This window comes from Achromobacter sp. ACM05 (assembly GCF_019218915.1).
GTDB classification, from domain to species: domain Bacteria; phylum Pseudomonadota; class Gammaproteobacteria; order Burkholderiales; family Burkholderiaceae_B; genus Achromobacter; species Achromobacter animicus.
In genome coordinates this window covers 1-21845 of sequence record NZ_JAHUWQ010000005.1, presented here as the reverse complement: position 1 = coordinate 21845, position 21845 = coordinate 1, and the positions used below count along the sequence as shown (strand labels likewise).

At 64.7% G+C, this 21845-nt stretch carries 18 protein-coding genes; 11 read left to right on the top strand and 7 right to left on the bottom strand.

The genetic code is table 11. The features are described from left to right. Positions 1 to 48: 48 nt before the first annotated feature. Positions 49 to 948: a lipid A hydroxylase LpxO gene (gene lpxO / locus KW836_RS24780; RefSeq protein ID WP_175125717.1), complete on the bottom strand. Its 900-nt coding sequence runs from the start codon at positions 946 to 948 to the stop codon at positions 49 to 51. Positions 949 to 1098: 150 nt separating this feature from the next. Here lpxO and dnaE point away from each other — a divergent pair, with 150 nt between their 5' ends. From dnaE to KW836_RS24745, 7 genes are read left to right on the top strand one after another with little or no spacing between them, the layout of a single operon-like run. Then, positions 1099 to 4590 carry a DNA polymerase III subunit alpha gene (dnaE, locus tag KW836_RS24775; RefSeq protein WP_218345057.1) on the top strand — a complete coding sequence of 1164 codons (3492 nt, stop codon included), beginning with the start codon at positions 1099 to 1101 and terminating at the stop codon, positions 4588 to 4590. Beyond that, positions 4590 to 5693, top strand: a complete 1104-nt coding sequence (locus KW836_RS24770; protein WP_218345056.1) for a glycosyltransferase family 4 protein — start codon at positions 4590 to 4592, stop codon at positions 5691 to 5693. Before dnaE ends, KW836_RS24770 begins: the two co-directional genes overlap by 1 nt. Then, positions 5690 to 6538 (top strand): polysaccharide deacetylase family protein, encoded by an 849-nt coding sequence (locus tag KW836_RS24765; RefSeq protein ID WP_175125711.1) that lies wholly within the window; start codon positions 5690 to 5692, stop codon positions 6536 to 6538. Before KW836_RS24770 ends, KW836_RS24765 begins: the two co-directional genes overlap by 4 nt. After that, positions 6535 to 7287: a glycosyltransferase family 2 protein gene (locus KW836_RS24760; protein ID WP_105238097.1), complete on the top strand. Its 753-nt coding sequence runs from the start codon at positions 6535 to 6537 to the stop codon at positions 7285 to 7287. Before KW836_RS24765 ends, KW836_RS24760 begins: the two co-directional genes overlap by 4 nt. Next, positions 7284 to 8399, top strand: coding sequence for a glycosyltransferase (locus KW836_RS24755; protein WP_175138730.1), 1116 nt, complete (start codon positions 7284 to 7286; stop codon positions 8397 to 8399). The genes KW836_RS24760 and KW836_RS24755 overlap by 4 nt, the downstream gene beginning before the upstream one ends. Positions 8400 to 8417: 18 nt before the next feature. Then, a complete protein-coding gene (locus KW836_RS24750; protein WP_218345055.1) occupies positions 8418 to 9143 on the top strand; it encodes a polysaccharide deacetylase family protein in 726 nt (241 codons plus the stop codon). Next, entirely contained in the window at positions 9118 to 10266 is a 1149-nt protein-coding gene (locus tag KW836_RS24745; protein WP_218345054.1) for a glycosyltransferase family 4 protein, read from the top strand. The genes KW836_RS24750 and KW836_RS24745 overlap by 26 nt, the downstream gene beginning before the upstream one ends. A 27-nt stretch (positions 10267 to 10293) precedes the next feature. Here the strand turns inward: KW836_RS24745 and KW836_RS24740 are convergent, their stop codons facing one another. From KW836_RS24740 to KW836_RS24730, 3 genes are read right to left on the bottom strand one after another with little or no spacing between them, the layout of a single operon-like run. After that, the gene (locus tag KW836_RS24740) at positions 10294 to 10575 is read right to left on the bottom strand and encodes a YkgJ family cysteine cluster protein (protein WP_370633076.1); all 282 of its coding nucleotides are present in this window, start codon (positions 10573 to 10575) and stop codon (positions 10294 to 10296) included. Then, on the bottom strand, positions 10572 to 11336 hold the full coding sequence (locus tag KW836_RS24735; RefSeq protein ID WP_175125700.1) for a YdcF family protein: 765 nt from the start codon (positions 11334 to 11336) through the stop codon (positions 10572 to 10574). Before KW836_RS24735 ends, KW836_RS24740 begins: the two co-directional genes overlap by 4 nt. 19 nt (positions 11337 to 11355) lie before the next feature. Then, positions 11356 to 12324, bottom strand: coding sequence for a glycosyltransferase family 9 protein (locus KW836_RS24730; protein ID WP_218345052.1), 969 nt, complete (start codon positions 12322 to 12324; stop codon positions 11356 to 11358). Between the two features lie 103 nt (positions 12325 to 12427). Here KW836_RS24730 and msbA point away from each other — a divergent pair, with 103 nt between their 5' ends. From msbA to KW836_RS24710, 4 genes are all read left to right on the top strand, one after another. Then, a complete protein-coding gene (msbA, locus tag KW836_RS24725; protein WP_191576494.1) occupies positions 12428 to 14203 on the top strand; it encodes a lipid A export permease/ATP-binding protein MsbA in 1776 nt (591 codons plus the stop codon). Between the two features lie 165 nt (positions 14204 to 14368). Next, positions 14369 to 16174: a monovalent cation:proton antiporter-2 (CPA2) family protein gene (locus KW836_RS24720; RefSeq protein WP_218345051.1), complete on the top strand. Its 1806-nt coding sequence runs from the start codon at positions 14369 to 14371 to the stop codon at positions 16172 to 16174. A gap of 134 nt (positions 16175 to 16308) precedes the next feature. Beyond that, on the top strand, positions 16309 to 16536 hold the full coding sequence (locus tag KW836_RS24715; RefSeq protein WP_175125694.1) for a hypothetical protein: 228 nt from the start codon (positions 16309 to 16311) through the stop codon (positions 16534 to 16536). Between the two features lie 284 nt (positions 16537 to 16820). Continuing rightward, entirely contained in the window at positions 16821 to 18311 is a 1491-nt protein-coding gene (locus KW836_RS24710; protein ID WP_218345050.1) for a sensor domain-containing diguanylate cyclase, read from the top strand. Positions 18312 to 18376: 65 nt separating this feature from the next. Here the strand turns inward: KW836_RS24710 and KW836_RS24705 are convergent, their stop codons facing one another. The 3 genes from KW836_RS24705 to rng all read right to left on the bottom strand — a co-directional run bounded on the left by KW836_RS24705 (position 18377) and on the right by rng (position 20937). Next, a complete protein-coding gene (locus KW836_RS24705) occupies positions 18377 to 19078 on the bottom strand; it encodes a DUF3053 domain-containing protein (RefSeq protein WP_175125690.1) in 702 nt (233 codons plus the stop codon). Between the two features lie 129 nt (positions 19079 to 19207). Next, positions 19208 to 19477, bottom strand: a complete 270-nt coding sequence (locus KW836_RS24700; protein WP_218345049.1) for a hypothetical protein — start codon at positions 19475 to 19477, stop codon at positions 19208 to 19210. Beyond that, positions 19474 to 20937, bottom strand: a complete 1464-nt coding sequence (rng, locus tag KW836_RS24695) for a ribonuclease G (protein WP_218345251.1) — start codon at positions 20935 to 20937, stop codon at positions 19474 to 19476. Before rng ends, KW836_RS24700 begins: the two co-directional genes overlap by 4 nt. Positions 20938 to 21845 lie beyond the last annotated feature (908 nt).

Sequence of the window (21845 nt, the reverse complement as noted above, 5' to 3'; positions counted from 1 at the left end):
AAAACGGGCCGCAAATCGCTTTGCGGCCCGTTCTTTTTTGCGGCGTCTTTACAGCGCCAGGAACCCGACGATCACCAACGCGATCAGCCCGTACTTCGTGGCCTTGTACGCCGTGCGGTTCCACTTCTTGAACGCCTTGCGCTTCTGGTCGATCACCCAGTGCGCGTGCGTCAGCTTGTTGATGGCCCCCGTCTGGTCGCCGCCGTCGTTGGGCGAGCTGGCCGCCGACATGACTTTGCGGCCGAACCAGCGGTTGAAGGCCTCGGCCCAGCGCCACTTCAGCGGACGCTCGACGTCGCAGAACAGAATGATCCGGTTCTCGCCCGTCTTGTTGTAGGCCTCGTGGACGTAGGTCTCGTCGAACACCACGCTTTCGCCATCGCGCCAGCTGTAGTGCTCGCCATCAACGATGATGTGGCAGCCGTCGTCGTTGGGCGTGACCAGTCCCAGGTGATAGCGCAGCGACCCGGCAAACGGGTCACGGTGCGGATTGAGCTGGCCGCCCGGCGGCAGCTCGGCAAACATGGCGGCCTTGACCTTGGGCAGGCCCTTCAGGATGGCGACCGTTTTGGGGCAGAGTTCCTCGGCCGAGGGGTGGCGGGCGTCGTACCACTTCAGGTAGAACCGCTTCCAGCCATACTTGAAGAACGAGTTGAAACCGATGTCGTTATGGGTGTCGGCCGCCTTGATCCGGCGAAGCTCGGCCATCTGCATGGCCTCTTCGCGGATCGTCTCCCAGTTGTCGTCCAGCACTTTCAGTTCGGCGATTTCGCTGGTCGTCAGGTACGGCGTGGTGGGCACGCGGGACGTCAGCACCATGAACGCGTTGATCGGCGCCAGCAGCACAGAATGGTCCAGGAATTGCCGTCCCAGTGGCAGTTTGACGCGGCCTCGGAAGTGCGCGAACAGGATGGCGGCCAGCCAGATCCCAGGTATTAACCATTTCATAGGTATGTCTCGTCGTGCGACGGGGTAGTGCGGTATGGGCGGTATTGTCCCACAAGCCTTCCGGGCGGTTGCCGTGAGGACGGGATGCAACAGGCGGATTCTGATGCAAGGATTGTTCTAGGGCGGTCGGCCGCTGGGTACAATTCCGCCATGTCCGAAGCCGTAACGACCCCGACCCCATTTGTTCACCTGCGCGTCCACTCCGAGTTCTCGGTCGTGGACGGTACGGTGCGTATCCCCGACCTCATCAAGCGCGTGGCCAAGCTGGGCCAGCCCGCCGTCGCCCTGACCGATCTATCCAACCTGTTCGGACTGATCAAATTCTATAAGGGTGCACGCGGCGCGGGGGTCAAGCCCATCGCAGGCTGCGACGTCTGGATTTCCAACGACGAAGATCCGACGAAGCCCTTCCGCCTGCTGTTGCTCGTGCGCAACCACCAGGGTTACCTGAATCTGTGCGAACTGCTGTCCAAGGCGTTCCTGACGAACCAGGGCAAAGGCCGGGCCGAAATCCGCCGCGAATGGCTCCAAGGACAGGCTGGTCTCATCGCCCTGTCTGGCGGGCGCGCCGGCGACGTCGGGCAGGCGCTCGAGGCCGGCAACGCGGTGTCGGCGCTGGCCCTGGCGCGCCAGTGGGCGCTGATGTTCCCGGGCAGCTACTACGTCGAATTGCAGCGCGCCGGCATGGACGGCGACGAAGGCTACTGCCAGGCCGCCATGCGGCTGGCCTCGGAAGCCGGGCTGCCGGTGGTCGCCACCCATCCCGTGCAGTTCCTCGACGAATTCGAATTCCAGGCGCACGAGGCGCGCGTCTGCATCGCCGAAGGTGAAATCCTGGCCAACCCGCGCCGCGTGCGTCGGTTCTCGAAAGAGCAGTATCTGCTCAGCTCCGAGGAAATGGCGCGCCGCTTCGCCGACGTGCCGTCGGCGCTGGCCAACACGGTCGAAATCGCCAAGCGTTGCAACCTGAGCCTGGTGCTGGGCAAGCCGCGCCTGCCCAATTTCCCCACGCCCGACGGCGTGACGCTGGACGATTATCTGGTCCAGCTCTCCGAAGAGGGCCTCGAAAAGCGCATGGAGTTCCTGTTCCCGGACGTCGCCGAGCGCGAGTCCAAGCGCGAGCAGTACTACGAGCGGCTGCGCTGGGAGTGCAAGACCATCATCCAGATGGGCTTTCCCGGCTACTTCCTGATCGTTCAGGACTTCATCAACTGGGGCAAGAACAACGGCGTGCCGGTCGGCCCGGGCCGGGGCTCGGGCGCCGGTTCGCTGGTGGCCTACGCGCTGGGCATCACGGACCTCGACCCCATCCGCTATGACCTGCTGTTCGAGCGCTTCCTGAATCCCGAGCGGGTCTCCATGCCCGACTTCGATATCGACTTCTGCCAGGACAACCGCGAACGGGTCATCGACTACGTCAAGGAAAAATACGGCCGCGCCGCCGTCAGCCAGATCGCCACGTTCGGCACGCTGGGCGCCAAGGCCGTGGTGCGCGACGCCGGCCGTGTGCTGGACATGCCCTACATGTTCTGCGACGGCCTGTCCAAGCTGATCCCGTTCAATCCGATGGATCCGTGGACGCTGGAGCGCACGCTCAAGGACGAGCCCGCCTTCAAGGACCGCTACGAGCAGGAAGAAGAAGTCCGCGCGCTGGTCGACCTGGCCAAGCCGCTCGAAGGCCTGACCCGCAACATCGGCATGCACGCGGGCGGGGTGCTGATCGCGCCCGGCAAGCTCACAGACTTCTGCCCGCTGTATTGCCAGCCGGGTCAGGAAAACAGCGCGGTCTCGCAGTTCGACAAGGACGACGTCGAGGCGGCCGGCCTGGTGAAGTTCGACTTCCTGGGCTTGCGCAACCTGACCATCCTGGACTGGGCCGTGCGCTACGTGCGCCAGTTCAACGCCGAAAAGCGCGACTTCGACGTCATGGCGCTGTCGCTGGACGATCCGGCGGCCTACAAGATCCTGTGCGACGCGAACACCACCGCGGTGTTCCAGCTTGAATCGCGCGGCATGAAAGAGCTGCTCAAGAAGCTGCGGCCCAATACGTTCGAAGACATCATCGCCATGCTGGCCCTGTATCGTCCGGGGCCGCTGGAATCGGGCATGGTGGACGACTTCGTGAACCGCAAGCACGGGCGCGCCGCGGTCGATTATTTCCACCCGGACCTGGAAGCCACCCTCAAGAGCACCTACGGGGTCATCGTTTACCAGGAACAGGTGATGCTGATCTCCCAGATCATCGGGGGCTATTCGCTGGGCGGCGCTGACCTGCTGCGCCGGGCCATGGGCAAGAAAAAGCCCGAGGAAATGGCCAAGCACCGCGAACTGTTCGAACAGGGCGCCAAGGAAAAGGGCCACGATCCGGATCTGGCGGTCAAGCTCTTCGACCTGATGGAGAAGTTCGCGGGCTACGGCTTCAACAAGTCGCACTCGGCCGCGTACGCGCTGATCTCGTACCAAACCGCCTGGCTGAAGGCCTACCACCCGACCGAGTTCCTGGCCGCCACCATGTCTTCGGACATGGACGACACCGACAAGGTCCAGATCTTCTGCCGCGACGCCCAGGACAACGGCGTCGAGGTGCTGCCGCCCGACGTCAACCATTCTGGCTACCGGTTCGAACCCGTCGCCGACAAGCACACCGAAAAAGGCAAGCCGCCGCGCACCATGCGTTACGGCCTGGGCGCCGTCAAGGGCACCGGGCAGGGCGCCGTCGAGGACATCCTGCGTGCGCGCAAGGAAGGCGGCCCGTTCCTGAACCTGTTCGACTTCTGCCGCCGCGTCAGCAAGCAGGCCGTCAACCGCCGCACCATCGAGGCCCTGATCAAGGCCGGCGCGTTCGACACCATCGAGCCGAACCGCGCCGCGATGCTGGCCTCCGTGCCCACCGCCATGGAAGCGGCCGAGCAGGCCGCGCGCAGCGCCAACCAGGCCTCGCTCTTTGGCGACGATAGCGGCGACGTGGTCGCGGGCGAACTGGCCAAGGTCGCGCCGTGGGATCTGCACAAGAAACTGACCGAAGAAAAATCCGCGCTGGGCTATTACTACAGCGGCCACCTGTTCGATGCGTGGCGCGACGAAGTGCGCCGCATCGTGCCGATGCAGCTGGCCCGCGTGGAGCCGCAGCGCGACCTGCAATGGATGTGCGGCGTGCTAGCCAGCGTGCGCGTGATGATGACCCGCCGCGGCAAGATGGTCTTTGCCGTGCTGGACGACGGCACGGCGCAGGTGGAAATCTCGGTCTTCAACGAACTCTTTGAAAAGCACCGCAACCGGCTGCGCGAAGACCAGCTCGTCATCGTGCAGGGCAAGGTCAGCAACGACGACTATTCCGGCGGCATGCGCATCGTTGCCGAGCAGCTCTATGACCTGCAGCTTGCGCGCGAAGCCCGCGCCAAGTCGCTGCGCGTCAAGCTCAACGGCAGCGCCGACGCGGCCCGTCTGCGCCAGATGCTCAACCCGTTCCGCGCCGAACCCGAGAACGGCATTCCAGGCGTGCCGGTCGACATCGTCTACACCAAGAACAATTTCCTGTGCACGGTCAGGCTAGGCGAAGAATGGCGCGTGCGCATGGCCGACACGCTGCTCGCCAACCTGAACGCCTGGACCAAACCGGACGGCGTGGAGGTTACGTACTGATGTCTTCCAGTCTACGTATCGTGCATTCGGAAGCCGCCACCGCCTTTGGTGGACAGGAAGGACGAATTTTCAAGGAAATGCATGCCATGCGGGCGCGTGGGCATCATGTCGAAGCGATCTGCCAGCCGCGCGCTCAACTGACCGAGCGTCTGCGGGATGCCGGTTTCACCGTGCATGCCGTCGATATGAAGGGGACCGTGGCCTATTTGAAGGGCGTCCCCGCCGTCCGCCAGATCCTGAAGGCGGGGCGCTTTGACGTGCTCAATACCCACAGCCGGCGCGACACGGTCATCGCCGCCCTGGCCGGGCGCATGGCAGGTACGCCCCTCATCGTGCGCACCCGCCACCTGTCCAACGTGGTCGGCTCGATGTGGTCTTACACCATCCTGCCGCACCGCGTCACCGCCGTCAGCGACCATGTGCGCGAATACCTGATCAGCCGCGGCGTCCCGGCCGAGAAGATCGCGACCGTGTATTCGCCCATCGTGCTGCCCGCGCCCGTCGAGCACTCCACCTTGCGTGACGAACTCGGCCTGGCCGACGACGACATCGTCGTGGGCTGTGTGGCCGTCATGCGCGCCACCAAGGGCCACAAGGACCTGATCGACGCCATGGCGCCGCTGATGGCCGTGCGTCCGAAGCTGCACTTGGTGTTCGTGGGCGCCGGTTCGCCGGTCTTCGAGCAGACCCAGGCGTACATTGCTCAGCGCGGCCTGCAAGACCGGATCCACCTGATGGGCACGCGGCGCGACGTCCCCAATCTGCTGGCGGGATTCGACCTCTTCGCCCTGGCCACCCAACAGGAAGCCTCCGGTACGGTCTATGTCGAGGCGCAGGCGAGCGGGCTGCCGGTCGTCGGCACGAACGTCGGCGGCGTATCCGAGATGTTCCGGGACGGGGTGACGGGCTTTCTGGTCCCGCCGAAGAACTCGCTCGCCTTGACCACCGCACTCGAGCGCCTGATCGACGACCCGGCCCTACGCCGCACCATGGGCGAGACCGGCCGCAAGATGGTCTGGGAAGAGGGCGTGTTTTCTCCCGCGCGCCTCGCGGAAACCACGGAGGCGATCTACACGCGCTGGCTGGCGGAGCGCCGCAAATGAACGCGCCCAACGTTCCGGTGCTGATGTACCACCACATCACGCCGGCGGGTGGCATGATCGCCGCGACGCCCGACGTCTTCGAAACGCAGATCGCGCGCCTGGCGCGCGCCGGCTACCAGTCGCTCACCACCGCGCAGTTCGCGGCTTACCTGGCCGGCGGCAGCGTGCCCGAACGCTCTGTGCTCATCACTTTTGACGATGGCTACCTGAACAATTGGGTGCACGCGCATCCCGTCCTGGCCCGCCACGGCATGCGCGCGGTGCTGTTCACCATCACCGGCTGGATCGGCGATGGCCCCGTGCGGCCGCATGCGGGGCAGGGCGGCGCGCTGCCCCCGACCCCCGATCACCACGCCTGCAAGGAACTCGTGGCGTCGGGCCGCGCCGACGAGGCGATGCTGCGCTGGAGCGAAATCGAGGCCATGCAGGCCGCCGGCACCTTCGAGTTTCATTCCCATACCAACACGCACACCCGCTGGGACAAGGTCTGTGGCGCGGATGTGGCCGCCAAGCGCGAACGCATCGCGCAGGATCTGCACGATTCGCGCGACACCCTGATCCGCCGGCTTGGCGGCGTGAGCGATCACCTGTGCTGGCCGCAGGGTTATTTCGACGCCGACTACGTGGCCGCCGCGCGGCAGGCCGGTTTCCGGCACTTGTACACTACCGACCCTTTCGGCCAGAACCTGCCCGGCACGGATCCCGGCCACATCTATCGCTTCGCGGTGCGCAATCTGGGCGGGTCCTGGCTGAACCGCCGGATCTGGCTGTCGCGCGACCCGTTCTGGGGACCGCGCTATCACGCCTGGAAGGCCTGGAAAAAGCGTCTTAGGAATCGCGGATGAAGCTATCAGTCATCATCATCACCAAGAACGAAGCGGCAAATATTGCCGCCTGCCTGAAGTCCGTGTCGTTCGCCGACGAGTTCATCGTCGTGGATTCGGGCAGCACCGACGGCACCGTGGAACTGGCGCAGGCGCTTGGGGCCCGCGTTGAAGTCACCGCCGACTGGCCCGGTTTCGGTCCGCAAAAGAACCGCGCACTGGATCTGGCAACGGGCGACTGGGTGCTGTCGATCGACGCCGACGAGCGCGTCACCCCCGAGTTGGCGCAGGAAATCCAGGACGTGCTGCGCGCGCCCCGCGCCGACGCCTACGAGATCGCGCGCCTGTCCAATTTCTGCGGCCGCGACATCCGCCATAGCGGCTGGTGGCCCGACTACGTGCTGCGCCTCTTCAAGCGCGGCACGGCGCGCTTCACCGACGCCGCCGTCCACGAGCGCGTGGTGCCGGCCAACGGCCGGCCCCTGCAGATGCGCGGCTACTTCAACCACTATCCGTACGACAACCTGGACGCGCTGATCAACAAGGTCAATCGTTACTCGTCCGACGCCGCAGCCATGATGTATGCCAAGGGCAAGCGCACCTCGGTCTTCGGGGCGCTGGGCCACGGCTTCTGGACCTTCGTGCGCATCTACCTGATCCGGCGCGGTTTCCTGGATGGCCGCCACGGACTCGTGCTGGCCGTCACCGCGGCGGCCGGCAGCTTCTTCCGCTACTCGAAGCTGATGTTCCTGGCAGAAAACAAAAAGTGAAGATCCTCTACACGAACTTCCACGCCGGCAACGGCGGGGGGCACGTCACCTACATCATCAACCTGGCCAAGGCGCTGGCCCGCGATCACGACATCACCGTGGCGGTGCCCGGCACCAGCCGGCTGTACCGCTACGCCAAGGCCATCCCCGGGGTGACGGTGGTGGACATGCGCTACACGACCCGCCCGTCGTCCTGGTTCAAGGACCGCGCCCGGCTGCAGCGCCTGATCGCCGAGGGCCGCTTCGACATCATCCACGCCAACGGCTCGGCCGACCACAAGCAGGTCATGCTGGCCACGCTGGGCATGCGGCGCCGTCCGCGCATCGTGTTCACCAAGCACAACGATCACCCGCTTTCCAGTTTTGGACACAAGCTGCGGGTGGCGCTGGCGACGGATCACGGCATCGCCGTCAGCGACTACATCCGCGGCATGATGGAGCACTCGCCGTACCGCAAGCGCCCCATCACCACCATCCGGCACGGCATCGATACCAATTTCTTCGCGCCGCCGCCGCCCGAAAGCCTGGACAAGCTGCGCGAACTCTTCTTTGGTCCGGATTGGCAAGGCAAGCTGCTGCTGGGCAGCGCCGGGGGCACCGACTACGACAAAGGCTGGCTGGACCTGGTGGCCGCCGCGGCCGCGCTGCCGCCGGCGGACAAGGCACGCATCTTGCTGATGGTGGCGGGCGATCCGCCCACCGAGGCCAAGCTTGCGCGGGTGCGCGAGCTCGGCATGATCGATCAGGTCAAGTTTCCGGGGCTGCTCGACGACGTGCGCGCGGCGCTGGCGTCCTGCCATGCGGGCTTCGTCCTTTCTTACCGCGAGGCGCTGTCGTTTGCCTGCCGCGAGATCATGGGATTGGGCCTGCCGGCGCTCGTCAGCGATGCCGGCGGCCTGCCGGAGAACGTAACGGACGGCGTGGACGGCTGGATCGTGCGGGCGCGCGACGTGCCCGCCATGACCGCCAAGCTGCGCTTCATGCTGGACAATCCGGAAGTCGTCCGACAGATGGGCAGCAAGGCGCGTGAAACAAGTTTGCGCGACTTCAACCTGGAGCGTTTCGCGCAGGCTACGGTGGATGTGTATCAGCGTACGCTTGGCGGACACTGACCCATATAATGTCGAGCTATGTCTATTCCAATCCTTATGTATCACCAGATCGGCGAGCCCAACCCCAAGGGCACGCCGTTTCGCGGATTGACGGTACATCCTGATAGCTTTGCACGACAGATGCGCTGGATGCGCCGGCTCGGTTACCGCGGGCTGTCCATGCGCGACGTCATGCCCTATGTCCGTGGCGAGCGCCAGGGCAAGGTATTCGGCATCACATTCGACGACGGCTTTCGCAACGTGCATCACAACGCGATGCCGGTATTGAGCGAATTGGGGTTCACCGCCACCAACTATTTCGTGGCTCGGCAGTTCGACGGCGGCAACGTGTGGGACCTCCAGAAGGGCATCCCGTTTTCGCCGCTGATGACCGTGCAGGAAATGCGGGAATGGGCGCAGGCGGGCAACGAAGTCGGTTCGCATACGCTTGACCACGTCCATCTTCCCGAGCTCTCGCCCGAAGAAGCGCGGCGCCAGATCGTCGAGTCCAAGGACGAGCTCGAACAGGCGCTCGGTGCGCCGGTCACCGCGTTCTGTTATCCGTACGGCGACCACGGCCCGGAGCACCAGGCCATGGCGCGCGAGGCTGGATACGACAATGCCACGCTCACCAAGCGCGGCCTGGCGGCGGCGTCCGACGATCCCTTCGGTCTGCCGCGGGTGACGGTGGCGCGCTCCACCAACATCATCCGTTTTCTCCAGAAGTGCCTCACCCGGTATGAAGACAGCCGCCGGCGCCCATAATCGGCGGCTTCGCATTGCGCTGTTGGTGGACCGCTTCGGCAATCGTTTCGGAGGCGCAGAGGCGTATGGCGTCGAGCTGATGCGTGTGCTGGGCAAGCGGCACGACGTCACCGTGGTCGCCCGGGATTTCGACAGCGATCTGCCATTCGATTTCTTGCCCGTGCGGTTTCCAGGGTGGCTGCCAAGCTGGACCCGGGTGCTGTATTTTGCCTGGCGCGCTGACCGTCTCACGCGCGGCCGCTTCGATATCGTGCATTCGCACATGAACGGCTGGGCGGGCGAGATCCAGGTCATGCACGTAACGCCAGTCCGCTACAACCACGTCACCCGGGTCAAGCCGCTGCAGCGCCTGACCGCCTGGCTCAGTCCGCGCCTTGCCACCTATCTGACGCTGGAATGGCTGCGCGTGCGCAAGACCCCCCGGCGCCGCGTGGTCGCGGTGTCCGGCCTCATCATGGACCAGCTCCACCGCAGCTACGGCGAGCAGCTTCCCGTGGACATCATCGCTCCGGGTGTCAAACTGCCGGCACCGGATGGCAACGGCGCCCGCGCCGCCCTGCGGGCGCGGCTGGGCTGGGATGCCGACACGATCGGCTGTCTGCTGGTGGCGCGCAATCCGCTGCGCAAAGGCCTGCCGGCGCTGCTGGATGCGCTGGCGCTGCTGCCACCCCAATACAAGCTGCTGGTCGTAGGCGCCGACGGACCCACGCGCGATCGAGTCCGCGCCGCGGGCGACGTCGCCTCCCGTGTCACCTTGATCGATCCTACGTCGGACGTCGGCCAGTATTTCAACGCAGCCGACATCTACGCCCATCCGACGCTGAACGACAGCTACGGCATGGCGCCGCTGGAAGCCATGTCGCATGGCCTGCCGGTCATTGTCAGCTCCCCGGTCTATTGCGGATTCGCGCAGTATCTGACGGCGGGCACTGACGCGCTCATCCTGTCGGACCCGCGTGATGGCGCCCAGCTGGCGCAGGCGCTGGAAAGCCTGGGGGCGAACCCCGAGCTGCGCGCAGCGCTCACGACGCGCGGCCTGGAAATCGCCCGGGACCAAAGCTGGGAGACCGTAGCGTCGCGCTTCGAGGCGCTGTACGAACAGGTGCTGCTTGAGCGCAACTGAAAAAAAACGGGGCTGCGAGCCCCGTTTTCAGTGGTGTGGCGCTGTCGCCCGTTCCAGGTCGGTCAGCCAGTGGATGGCGTGTTCGCGGTCCGAGCCGCACATCTCGTGTTCCGGCTGCAGTCCGCCGCAGAAGTCCGGGCGCGAAGGGTCGCCAAAGATGGCGCACCGCATGTCCGGCAGCAACTGAATACAGGGCACGCCCGCGGGCTTGCCGTGCGGCATGCCCGGAATGGGCCGCGTGATCGACGGCGCGATGCAGCAGGCGCCGCATCCCGCGCGGCATTCCAGCGCGGCGGCGGCCAAGCTCATACCCATCCGCGCAACCAATAGACAAAGAGCCCGGCGTATTCCTTCACGATCGAGCGGCTGGCGTCGAACGTACGTTCGTCGGGCAGCCACAACGGCAGCGAGCCGTCAGCCGGCGCCACGATCTGCGGCGGCGCGGGGGCGGCAATCACTTCCACGCCCTGCTTGGAAAAGGCCGCCATCGCGCGGGGCATGTGCAACGCGGACGTGACCAGGAGCACCTTGCCGATGCCGCGGGACTTGAGCTGGTCCTCGGTCAGCGTGGCGTTTTCGTAAGTGGTGCGGCTGGCGTTTTCCAGGATCAGCGCCGACTCCGGCACCCCTTGCTGGCGGATCGCGTGCGCCATCCCGCGGGCTTCGCTGACGTCGCCCTCCAGGGCGCCGCCCGACAGCAGGACCTTGGGCGCGCGGCCCGCCAGATACAGCTGGGCGGCCGCGTCCACGCGTACGATCGCCGTGTCCTTGTCATAGGGTAGGAACCAGTTGGCGCGGCCGTTTGCCGTGTTGCCGCCCAGCACCACGATCGCGTCTGCCGTTGGCATTTCGGTGGGCGGTTTGTGCGGATACCGGTTCTCCAGGGCGCCGCCGGCCCATAGCGACGTGGCGGGCAAGGACCAGGCCAAGGCCCAGAGCAGACCCGCGGCAACGAGGGTCAAGCCGATCTTGCGAAGCCGGAACAGTCCCAGCACCAGGCCAAGGACCACCAGAGTGATGCACAAGTTGAAGGGAATGATCAGATTCGTGAGATAGCTGGAAAAGGTCATTTCGAGACTGTCCTGATTACTACGTACCATCCAGCAGGCGCTCGGCCTGCCGTGTCACTTCTTCCTGCGACGGCCACGCCTGGTCGGAGCCGACGCACACCGCGCGCGGGGACCAGGGGCCGGTGCGCTGCGGTTGCGTCACGCCGAACAGCGTGAGCTGCCGGGCCGATGCCGCAGCCGCCACGTGCGACACGCCGGAATCGTTACAGATCACCAGCGTGGCCCGCGCGGTCAATGCCGCAAAGGCGCCCAGTCCCAACGGGGGCAGCAACTGGGCCGTGGGCGCATTGCGCCGGGCTTCGTCGGTTTCGGCCGGAGGGGGGCACATTACCACGGTATGGCCGCGGGCCTGCAGGGCGCGCGTCAGTGTATCGAATCCCGGCCAGACCTTGATCCGGCCCTTGTGCAGGCCGGTCGCGGTGGGCGCGATCAGGACGAAGGGCCGGCCGTCCAGCCCGGCCTGGACCAGCGCCTCGCCAGCCGCGCGTTCGTGCGCCGCCGTCAGCGGCAGGTCCAGCGTCGGCCCCGGCTCGGCCGGACCGCTCGGCAGATTCCACCGGGTCAGCGCTTCGCAGGTGAGGTGATGCCAGGACTCGACGGCGTGCATCGGCTGGGCGGGCTTGGCGAACGGCCAGCGCAGCAGGAAGCTGCGCCCATCGTCCCGGTAGCCCGCCGACGGCACGCCGGCCAGGCGGAACACCAGCGCGCTGGACAGGGAATCCGGCAGCAGCAGGCCGCGGGCGCGGCGGCCTTGCGCACCCAGCCCCCGGCGGTGCGCGCTGACGGCCGCCCGGTCCGGGCCCACCTTGCCTCGCATGGGAATGAAATCCAGCTTGTCCACGCCATCGAGCAGATCGCGGGCCCAGGGACGGGCGCAGAGGACCAGGGGGAGACCGCTTGCGGCCAGGGCGCGCAGGCTGGGCAGGCTCATGCAGACATCGCCCACCCAGTTGGGCAGGCGGACATACAGGCAACTGATATCGGACATGGAAGGGCGCACGGGCGCGGATAGGGCTAAGGGGGCGGGGACGGCGCGCACGCGCGCAGCCGGTACAATCCTGGGCACAATTGTATAAAAGCGAGTGATCCCTTTGAATTCTGCCGCACGGAATGCGCCAGCGGGCTCCCAACCCGTCAAATCCGAACTCTGGTCCCGGATCTACAGCCGCGTGGGTTCCTATTGGAAGGGTTTGTTGGCGGCTGTCCTGCTAATGGCGGGCGCCGCAGCCACGCAGCCTGTGCTGGCGGTCATCATGAAGCCCCTGCTCGATGGCGGTTTCTCGGGCGCCAAACCGTATTACGTCTGGGCGCTGCCGCTGGCGGTCGTCGGCCTGATCCTGCTGCGCGGCATCTGCAACTTCTTCAGCGACTACCTGCTGGCCTGGGTGGCCAACAACGTGCTGCTCGGCATGCGGCGCGACATGTTCGAGCGCCTGCTGGGCCTGCCCGACGCGGACTTCAAGCGCGGCGACACCGGCCGCCTCCTGAACCGCTTCACCATCGACGCCGGCAACGTTACTGGTTACGCCACCGACGTCATCACGGTGCTGGTGCGCGAAACCCTGGTGGTCATCGCCCTGATCTGCGTCCTGCTCTATATGTCGTGGGTGCTGACGCTGATCATCCTGGTTATGCTGCCGGTCTCGGTCATGATCTCGCGCTTTTTCATCAAGCGCCTGCGCCGCATCAACCGTGAAACCGTCAACATGAATGCCGAGCTGACCCGCGTGGTCGGCGAAGGCATCGACGGCCAGCGCGTCATCAAGCTGTTCGACGGCTACGAAGTCGAACGCGGCCGTTTCGATTTCGTCAGCCGACGCCTGCGCCGCTTCGCCATGCGCACGGCCACCGCCGACGCGGCCCTGACCCCGCTGACCCAGGTCTGCATCTCCATCTCGGTGGGCGCGGTCATCGCCGTGGCGCTCAGTCAGGCCAACAGCGGTTCGCTCACCGTGGGCAGCTTCGCCTCGTTCATGGCCGCGCTGGCCCAGATCTTCGACCCCATCAAGCGCCTCACCAACGTGGCCGCCCGCATGCAGAAGATGCTGGTGTCGGCCGAAAGCGTGTTCACGCTGATCGACCAGGTGCCGGAAAACGACACCGGCACCAAGGAACTGCCTGAACCCGTCCGCGGCAAGGTCGAATTCCGCAACGTGTCGCATCGCTTTCCCGATGCCGACCGCGACACGGTCAACGACATTTCCTTCGTGGTCGAACCCGGCCAGACCGTCGCCCTTGTGGGCCGGTCCGGCAGCGGCAAGACCACGCTGGTCAACATGCTGCCTCGCTTCGTGCTGGCCGATAGTGGCCAGATCCTCGTGGACGACGTGCCCGTCGACGACCTGACGCTGCGCAGCCTGCGCTCGCACCTGTCGCTGGTCAGCCAGGACGTCGTGCTGTTCGACGACACCATCGCGGCTAACGTCGGCTACGGCGCGCTGGGCAAGTCCAGCGAGCAAAAAGTGCGCGACGCGCTCGCCGCCGCCAACCTGCTCGAGTTCGTTGAAGGCCTGCCGCAGGGCATCAACACGCCGGTGGGCGAAAACGCTGCGCGCCTGTCCGGCGGCCAGCGCCAGCGCCTGGCGATTGCGCGCGCGCTCATCAAGAACGCACCCATCCTGATCCTGGACGAAGCCACGTCCGCGCTCGACAACGAATCCGAACGCCAGGTGCAGGCCTCGCTGGAGCGCCTGATGAAGGGCCGCACCACGCTGGTCATCGCGCACCGCCTGTCCACCGTGCAGAACGCCGACCGCATCATCGTGTTGGACGCCGGACGGATCGTCGAACAGGGGCCGCACGCCGAACTCCTGGCAGCCGACGGCCTGTACGCCTCGCTGTACAAGATGCAGTTCCGGGAAGACTGAGCCGTCGCGCGTCGTTCCCCAGCCGCCGCCCTTCGGGGCGGTTTTTAATTGCCGAAGTTCCTGTTTGCCAATCCCGTGGTTTGCCGGAAAATGGCCCCAGCCCGTGCGTAGCGGGCTGGGCGGCGTCCCAGGCGCTTCGGCCCGCCATGCAACCAGGAGCGCTCCATGGCCCTGCCTTCCGAAGGCAATCAAGTCCTTAACGTCGTCGTTCTGCTCGGCGCAGCGGTGATTGCCGTCCCTTTGTTCAAGCGCCTCGGGCTGGGCTCGGTCCTGGGCTATCTGGCCGCCGGTCTGGCGATCGGCCCCTTCGGCATCGGCTTTTTCTCCGATCCCAAATCCATCCTGCACGTCGCGGAACTTGGCGTGGTGATGTTTCTGTTCATCATTGGCCTGGAAATGCAGCCGTCGCGCCTATGGAAGTTGCGCGGCGAGATCTTCGGGCTGGGTGTCGCGCAGGTCCTGGTCTGCGGCGCGCTGCTCACGGGCGTGGGCTTGCTGGCCGGCCTGTCGGGCGCCGCCGCGTTCATGGCGGCAATGGGCTTTGTGCTGTCGTCCACGGCCATCGTGATGCAGATCCTGGCCGAGCGCGACGAGACCACCAGCGCGCAGGGCCAGCGCATCGTCTCCATCCTGCTGCTCGAAGATCTGGCGATCGTCCCGCTGCTGGCGCTGGCAGCATTGTTGGCGCCCGCGGGCAGCGGCAGCGATGGCGATCCCTGGTTGCAGGCTGCCATCGCGGTCGGCTGCATTCTGGCGCTGCTGGCCGCCGGCCGGTGGCTGCTCAATCCGCTGTTCCGCCTGCTGGCCGCGGCGCACGCGCGCGAAGTCATGACAGCGGCGGCATTACTCGTCGTGCTGGGCGCGGCGCTGCTGATGGAACTGGGCGGACTTTCCATGGCCATGGGCGCATTCCTGGCGGGCGTCCTGCTGTCCGAGTCCACGTTCCGCCATCAGCTCGAGGCAGAGATCGAACCCTTTCGCGGCATCCTCCTGGGCCTTTTCTTCCTGGGCGTGGGCATGTCGCTGGACCTGTTGGCCGTGGCGCGCGAATGGCCGCTCATCCTGGCGGGCGTCGTCGTCTTCATGGCCGTCAAGTCCGTGGGCGTGTATGTCGTGGCGCGGCTGCTTCGCGCAACGCATGCCGAAGCGATCACCCGCTGCGCGTTGCTTGCGCAAGGCGGCGAATTCGCCTTCGTGCTCTACAGCGCGGCGGCGGAAAAAGGCATCTTCGATGCGCATACCGGCGCGGTGCTGACCGCGGTCGTCATCATTTCCATGGCGCTCACGCCGCTCTGCGTCCTGGCGCTGCGCTGGCTGTTGCCCAAGCCCGTGCCCTCCATGGACGGCGTGGACGTGGCCCGGGACTTGGACGGTTGCGCGCTGATCGTGGGTTTTGGCCGTTTCGGCCAGATCGTGACCCAGGCGATGCTGGCCCGCGGGGTCAAGGTATCCATCCTCGACACCGATACCGACGCGATTCGCGCTGCGGCGAAATGGGGCGTCAAGGTGTATTACGGGGACGGTACGCGTGCCGACATGCTGCGTTCGGCGGGCGCCGAGAATGCCTGCGCCATCCTCGTGTGCATCAACGACCCGCGAGCCGCCACGCATATGGTGCAACTCATCAAGTCCGAATTTCCGCTGGTGCGCCTGGTGGTGCGGGCCTACGACCGCATTCATTCGCTGGCGCTCGCCCGCGAGGGCGTGGATTTCCAGGTCCGCGAAACGCTGGAATCGGCGCTGGTGTTCGGCGAAGCGGCGTTGCGCGCCATCGGCGTGCCCCCGGACGAGGCCGAGGAGGTCATCCAGGACGTCCGGCAACGCGACACCGAACGCTTCGACCTCGAGGTGGCGGGCGGGCTGTTCGCCGGCCGCTCATTGCTCTACGGAAATATGACTGGTCAACCGGATGGCATAAACGACCGGCCGGACCGCGAAACCGGCGACGCCGCCGCAAGTCCATCCGCCTGACGGTTGTTTTTCGGCGCGCATTTCGGCTTCTTTGCATTACTTTACGCATCATTTCACGCGCAAAATCAAACGGCTAGGGTAGATTAATCCGCATGACGCTTCACTCAGGAAGCGCTTTTTGCCAGGGGGCTGCCATGCTGCAAACGGACCGTAATTCGACCACGTCGCACGTCATCGGAATCGAGCTTGCCCGGCGTCAGGCCATGACGCTTCGCTGCGGGTTCTCGGGTGTGCTGACGCGCCAGTTGATGGCGCAGGCCGGCGCGGTGGGGCCCGCATGGGCCATCAACGCCCACCGCGAAACCGACAAGGCGCGCGGCGCCAAGGCCTTTCCCTTCCGCATCGCCGCCGCAGTCTCCTGAAATTCGGCTCGGGCGCGCCGCGCCCGTCACCAGCTTCGCGCCGCGCCCGTCACCAGCTTCGCGCCGCGCCCGTCTCCAGGTTCGCGCCGCGCCCGTCGCCAGCTTTGCGCCGCGTCACCTGCGGCCCCGTCCCGCCATCAATACCGCCACCCGCGCTGATCGCCGCCCACGGTTCCGTGCCCCGGGCGGCGATGCCTTGCGCCCGGCATCGGACACCGGCATCATCATGCAGAACTTGCAGATGAACTACGCCACCCCGAACGCCATCGCGAAGGAGCGCCGTATTGAAATCCCGCGGGATCGTGCACCGCACGCTGTACGCGCTGGCCGGCCTCGTCGCCATCGGTATCTGTGCAGCGGCCATTTCCCTGTTATGGATGGATCGCCGCGTCACGTGGGAAGCCGCCTACGTATCGGCCCGCAACCTGGCCAGCGTGCTCGCCGCGGACATCGGCCGCACGTTGCACGTCTACGACCTTTCGCTGCAAGGCGTGGTCGAGCGCCTGCAAGACCCCGGCATTGCCGACCTCGACCCGCAATCGCTGCACCGGTTCCTCTTCGACCGTTCAGCCACGGCCGCGTATCTGGGCGCCATCGTCGTGCTCGACGCCCAAGGCAACATACGCTACGACTCGCTGGCCTTGACGCCGCCCAAGCTCAATTTCGCTGACCGCGATTACTTCCAGGTCCACCGGGACGCCGACGACACGGGACTCTTCGTCAGCCGGCCGTACAACAGCCGCTTGCGCGGCGGCGATGAAAGCATCGCCATCAGCCGGCGCATCACCAACCCCGATGGCAGTTTCGGCGGCGTGGTGGCCGGGTCCCTGCGTACGGCATATTTCCGCGACCGCTTTGCCGAAGTGTCCATCGGTCCGCACGATGCCATCACGGTCTTTCGCAACGACGGCGCCGTTCTCTTGCGCAATCCGTATTCCAGCGCCGACGCCGGCAGCGGCATCGACGTGCCGCTCGACTTCCAGCAATACCTGATCGGCCGCGAGGGCGCATTTGTCGGCGTGCTGTCGCACGACGGCGTCAATCGGCTCTATGCGTTCGACGCCATCGAGCGCACGCCGCTCGTGATCGACGTTGCGCTGGCCGTCGATGACCTGCTTGAACCGTGGGTCCGGCGCGCCGCGCTGATCGTGCCGATCACGCTGGCGCTCTTTGCCTCGGTCATGGCACAGATCGTCCTCTTCAGGCGCGAGATGCGCTGGCGGCAGGCATTCGAAGCACAGTTGGCGCGTCAGGCGCAGACAGACGGGCTGACCGGCATCGCCAACCGGCGCACCTTCGACGACACACTGCAAGTGGAATGGGCGGCCGCGCGGCGCGATCGCACGCCGTTGTCATTGCTGTTTCTGGATGCCGATCACTTCAAGCGCTACAACGATCGGTATGGCCACCAGGAAGGCGACGTGCTGCTCCGGACGCTGGCCCTCACATTCCAGAAAATGGCCCGCCGCCCGCGCGACCTGGCGGCCCGTTACGGGGGCGAGGAATTCGTGGTGCTGCTGCCCGATACCGGCCTCGAACAAGCACAGGACATTGCCGAAGGCATCCGGCGCGCGGTCGCGGAGCTGGCCGTTGCGCATGAGGACAACGAAGGCGGCATCGTCACCGTCAGCATCGGCGTGGCCACGGCCTTGCCACACGGAGACGACGGTTCGGCGGCGCTTGTGGAAGCCGCCGACGCCGCGGTGTACCAGGCGAAGGCATCCGGCCGCAACTGCGTGGCTGCGGCGTCCGGCGTGATAACCGCGCCGGCATGAAAAAGCCCCGCCGCACCTTCAGGTGGCGGCGGGGCGATGCGCAGTGTCGGGTATTGAAGCGGCCTTTAGCGGCCCATCACCACGGCCTGCAAACGGGTCTGGGCCTGCTGCACATTCTTGGCCTGTGCATTCATCTCTTGCAGCAGCTTGTTCAGCTCGGCCTGCACGGCAGGGTCCGTCACGGACACGCTGTTGCCGGAGATCTCGATCTTCGACTTGTTCGCTTCGACGTAATCGGCAACCTTCAGGGCGACGTCGTAGGTGGCGTTGATCTGCGGCAGCACATCGGCAAACGTATCAGCCGGCAGGGTGATGGTCTTCTCGTAAGCCTTGTCGTACACGACCTTCAGGTCTTCAGGTTGCTTGAGCTGGGCGCGCGCCGCGTCGGCCTTGGCACGGTGTTCCTTCAGCGCCGCATTCATGTCGTTCAGACCGGCACGAACCGTCTTCAGGTCCTCGCGACGCGACACGATATCGTTCACCGAGCGCACCTGACCCTTCTGCAGAATCCCCGACAACGGCTTGACCGAGGCGTCCATGCCCGCGTTGAAGTCGGTGATCACCGCGTATTGGGCCGCGTAATCGCCAAACGACTTCTTTTCTTCATCCGTCAGTTTCGGCACGCGCACGCCCGGCTTGTCCACGATGCGCGTTTGCAGGAACTGCGTGAACGCGGCGCGCTGTTCGGGCTCCTTGTCGCCGCAGGCGGCCAGCACCAGCGGCAGGGCCGCGATCAGCACCAGGAACGGACGGAATAGGGACTTCATTGCAATGACCTCCGATTGACTAGGGAAAAGCGCCGAGGCGGTTACCCACCCGGCAAAGCGCCCGCAGCTTATCGATAACCCTTAGTCGCCGCCATCGGTTTCAGAATTCATTGCAAACGAAGCGTTAAGTCACAAAATCCATACATATCGAGTTGAAGCGTATGGGCGAATCAGGTAGGCCTCGTCACATTCGCCATCGCATTGCACGGGCAGCGCGGTGAAGAACGGCTCGCCGTGCGGTTCACAGCCCGGCTCGCCGGCCAGGATGTGGTCTTCAACGGCGTCACGTTTGCGCCGCGTGACCTCTTGGATCTCGTGAAGCAAGAAATAAAAAAGCCGCGCAAACGTGCGCGGCTCTTCATTTGGTCCGATGACTAGGCATTCATCTGATGCCGTCATACCAGGATGATGTCGTACTTCTCCTGAGAGTACGTCGCTTCCACTTCCAGCGACACCCGCTTGCCCACGAAGTCACCCAGCATCGCCAGGTGCTGGCTTTCCTCTTCCAGAAAAAGGTCGACCACTTCCTGCGAAGCCAGAATGCGAAACTCCTTCGGGTTGAACTGCCGTGCTTCTCGCAGAATCTCCCGCAGGATTTCGTAGCAGACCGTGCGCGGCGTGCGCACATTGCCGCGCGACTCGCACATGGGGCAGGGCTCACAAAGCTGATGCGCCAGCGAATCGCGCGTGCGCTTGCGCGTCATTTCAACCAGACCCAGCTGCGTAAAGCCATTGACCGTCATGCGGGTCCGATCGCGTGACAGCGCCTTCTTCAGTTCCGCCAGCACCGTGTCACGGTGTTCCTGTTCCTCCATGTCAATGAAGTCCAGGATCACGATGCCACCCAGGTTCCGCAAACGCAGCTGGCGCGCGATCGCCTGCGCAGCCTCGAGGTTGGTCTTGAAGATCGTGTCATCGAAATTGCGGCCGCCCACAAAGCCACCCGTGTTGACGTCCACCGTCGTCAACGCTTCCGTCTGGTCGATGATCAGATAGCCGCCCGACTTCAAGTCGACCCGGCGCGACAGTGCGCGCGCAATCTCGTCATCCACATTCGCCGTATCGAACAAGGGCCGTTCGCCGCTGTAATGCTGAATGCGGTCCACCACCGACGGCGTGTAGACACGCGCCCATTCCAGCATCGCGGCAGTCGTCGTCCGCGAATCGACCAGAATCGACCCGGTATCGGGCCCGACCATGTCACGCAGCACGCGCTGCGCCAGCGTCAGGTCCTGGTGCAACAACGCGGGGGCGGGCTGTGTGCGGGCCGACGCCTGCACACTCGTCCACAGCTTGCGCAGATACTCCACGTCCGCCGTCAGCTCAGCGTCATTGGCGCCCTCGGCCTGCGTGCGCACGATGAACCCGCCTTTTTCATCAGACGGCATCAACGCTTGCAGACGTTCCCGGAGCTGGATGCGTTCCGACTCCGAATCGATCTTTTGCGAAATCCCGATATGCGGATCGTGCGGCAGGTACACCAGCATCCGCCCCGCCATACTGATCTGCGTGGAAAGCCGCGCGCCCTTGGTGCCAAGCGGATCCTTGACGACCTGCACCATCAGGGTCTGTCCCTCAAAAATCAGCTTTTCAATCGGCGTTGGCGTCAGCCCTTGACTGCGTTCGGCGCGATTTTCACGAAGGTCCGCAATATGGATGAACGCCGCACGCTCCAGCCCAATGTCGATAAAGGCGCTCTGCATTCCTGGCAGCACCCGGACGACCCGCCCCAGATAAATGTTGCCGACGTGGCCCCGTTGAATGCTTCGTTCGACGTGCAGCTCCTGAACCGAACCTTGTTCCACCAGCGCAACGCGGGTTTCGAACGGGGTGACGTTGATCAGGATGTCTTCGCTCATGGCGATCGCAGGGGGCATAACGGGTCTGTCTCCAATGAGATGCGGCGTACAGGCGAATAGTAAACGTACATGCTAGCCCCGCCATCAGGGGCTGCCGCCCTCTATATATATAGGGAAGACCGTTCGCAGGCCATGCCGCTGTCGACGGAGCAGGGCAGATCGGCCGGAAACCGCAGAGACCAACAACAATTTTGCGACGCCGCCATGACAGCGCAAAATTCTGTGCTATAGTCTCGCTCCTTCGCAGCTCACACAGTTTTTGAGACGCGAAGCCAAGCAAGTGCAACAGGCGAGGCGGGGCATCCCGACATCACCTGCCGCAACGGCAATCAGAAATGAGCGCTCCGCGATTATTGCAAAGATCGGCGCAAATTAGGCAAAAGCCAGTTGCAAGATCTGCAAAAATTGTGCTATAGTCTTGGGCTTGGCAGTTGCTGAAAAATTAGGGTTTACCCTGACGTTCGATAGCTGCTAGGGCAGGACGAAAGTCCTGGCGAGACCTGAAGAGGTCGCGGAAAGAAAGCGAAGCAAAATGCGCAGCTGACTTGACAAGCGATAAAAACTTCTTCATAATCTCGTTTCTCTGCTGCAACGACAGCGACGACGCGAAAGCGAAGTTGGTCGTAGTTGAAGGCGGAAACCAGTAGTACAGAATTTAGCAGTACCGCTCTTTAACAATTAAACAACCGATAAGTGTGGGCGCTTGATGCGAGTGCAGCGGTTTGGGTTTTGGCCTAGATCGCAAGCACAAGAAATCAAGTGCTCACTAGAAGTGAAGTATCTTAGACGTCAAGTTTAAGAACATACCTCACTTCCTTTGAGTAGCGACGTATGACCTGGTTTGGATTTATCCGGACCAAGAATACGAAACAAATACAGAGATTAAACTGAAGAGTTTGATCCTGGCT

Excerpts from the sequence above, each read along its gene's own strand:
- lpxO (WP_175125717.1), bottom strand. The coding sequence starts at position 948 with ATGAAATGGTTAATACCTGGGATCTGGCTGGCCGCCATCCTGTTCGCG.
- dnaE (WP_218345057.1), top strand. The coding sequence starts at position 1,099 with ATGTCCGAAGCCGTAACGACCCCGACCCCATTTGTTCACCTGCGCGTC.
- KW836_RS24770 (WP_218345056.1), top strand. The coding sequence starts at position 4,590 with ATGTCTTCCAGTCTACGTATCGTGCATTCGGAAGCCGCCACCGCCTTT.
- KW836_RS24765 (WP_175125711.1), top strand. The coding sequence starts at position 5,690 with ATGAACGCGCCCAACGTTCCGGTGCTGATGTACCACCACATCACGCCG.
- KW836_RS24760 (WP_105238097.1), top strand. The coding sequence starts at position 6,535 with ATGAAGCTATCAGTCATCATCATCACCAAGAACGAAGCGGCAAATATT.
- KW836_RS24750 (WP_218345055.1), top strand. The coding sequence starts at position 8,418 with ATGTCTATTCCAATCCTTATGTATCACCAGATCGGCGAGCCCAACCCC.
- KW836_RS24745 (WP_218345054.1), top strand. The coding sequence starts at position 9,118 with ATGAAGACAGCCGCCGGCGCCCATAATCGGCGGCTTCGCATTGCGCTG.
- KW836_RS24740 (WP_370633076.1), bottom strand. The coding sequence starts at position 10,575 with ATGAGCTTGGCCGCCGCCGCGCTGGAATGCCGCGCGGGATGCGGCGCC.
- KW836_RS24735 (WP_175125700.1), bottom strand. The coding sequence starts at position 11,336 with ATGACCTTTTCCAGCTATCTCACGAATCTGATCATTCCCTTCAACTTG.
- KW836_RS24730 (WP_218345052.1), bottom strand. The coding sequence starts at position 12,324 with ATGTCCGATATCAGTTGCCTGTATGTCCGCCTGCCCAACTGGGTGGGC.
- KW836_RS24720 (WP_218345051.1), top strand. The coding sequence starts at position 14,369 with ATGGCCCTGCCTTCCGAAGGCAATCAAGTCCTTAACGTCGTCGTTCTG.
- KW836_RS24715 (WP_175125694.1), top strand. The coding sequence starts at position 16,309 with ATGCTGCAAACGGACCGTAATTCGACCACGTCGCACGTCATCGGAATC.
- KW836_RS24705 (WP_175125690.1), bottom strand. The coding sequence starts at position 19,078 with ATGAAGTCCCTATTCCGTCCGTTCCTGGTGCTGATCGCGGCCCTGCCG.
- KW836_RS24700 (WP_218345049.1), bottom strand. The coding sequence starts at position 19,477 with ATGACGGCATCAGATGAATGCCTAGTCATCGGACCAAATGAAGAGCCG.
- rng (WP_218345251.1), bottom strand. The coding sequence starts at position 20,937 with ATGAGCGAAGACATCCTGATCAACGTCACCCCGTTCGAAACCCGCGTT.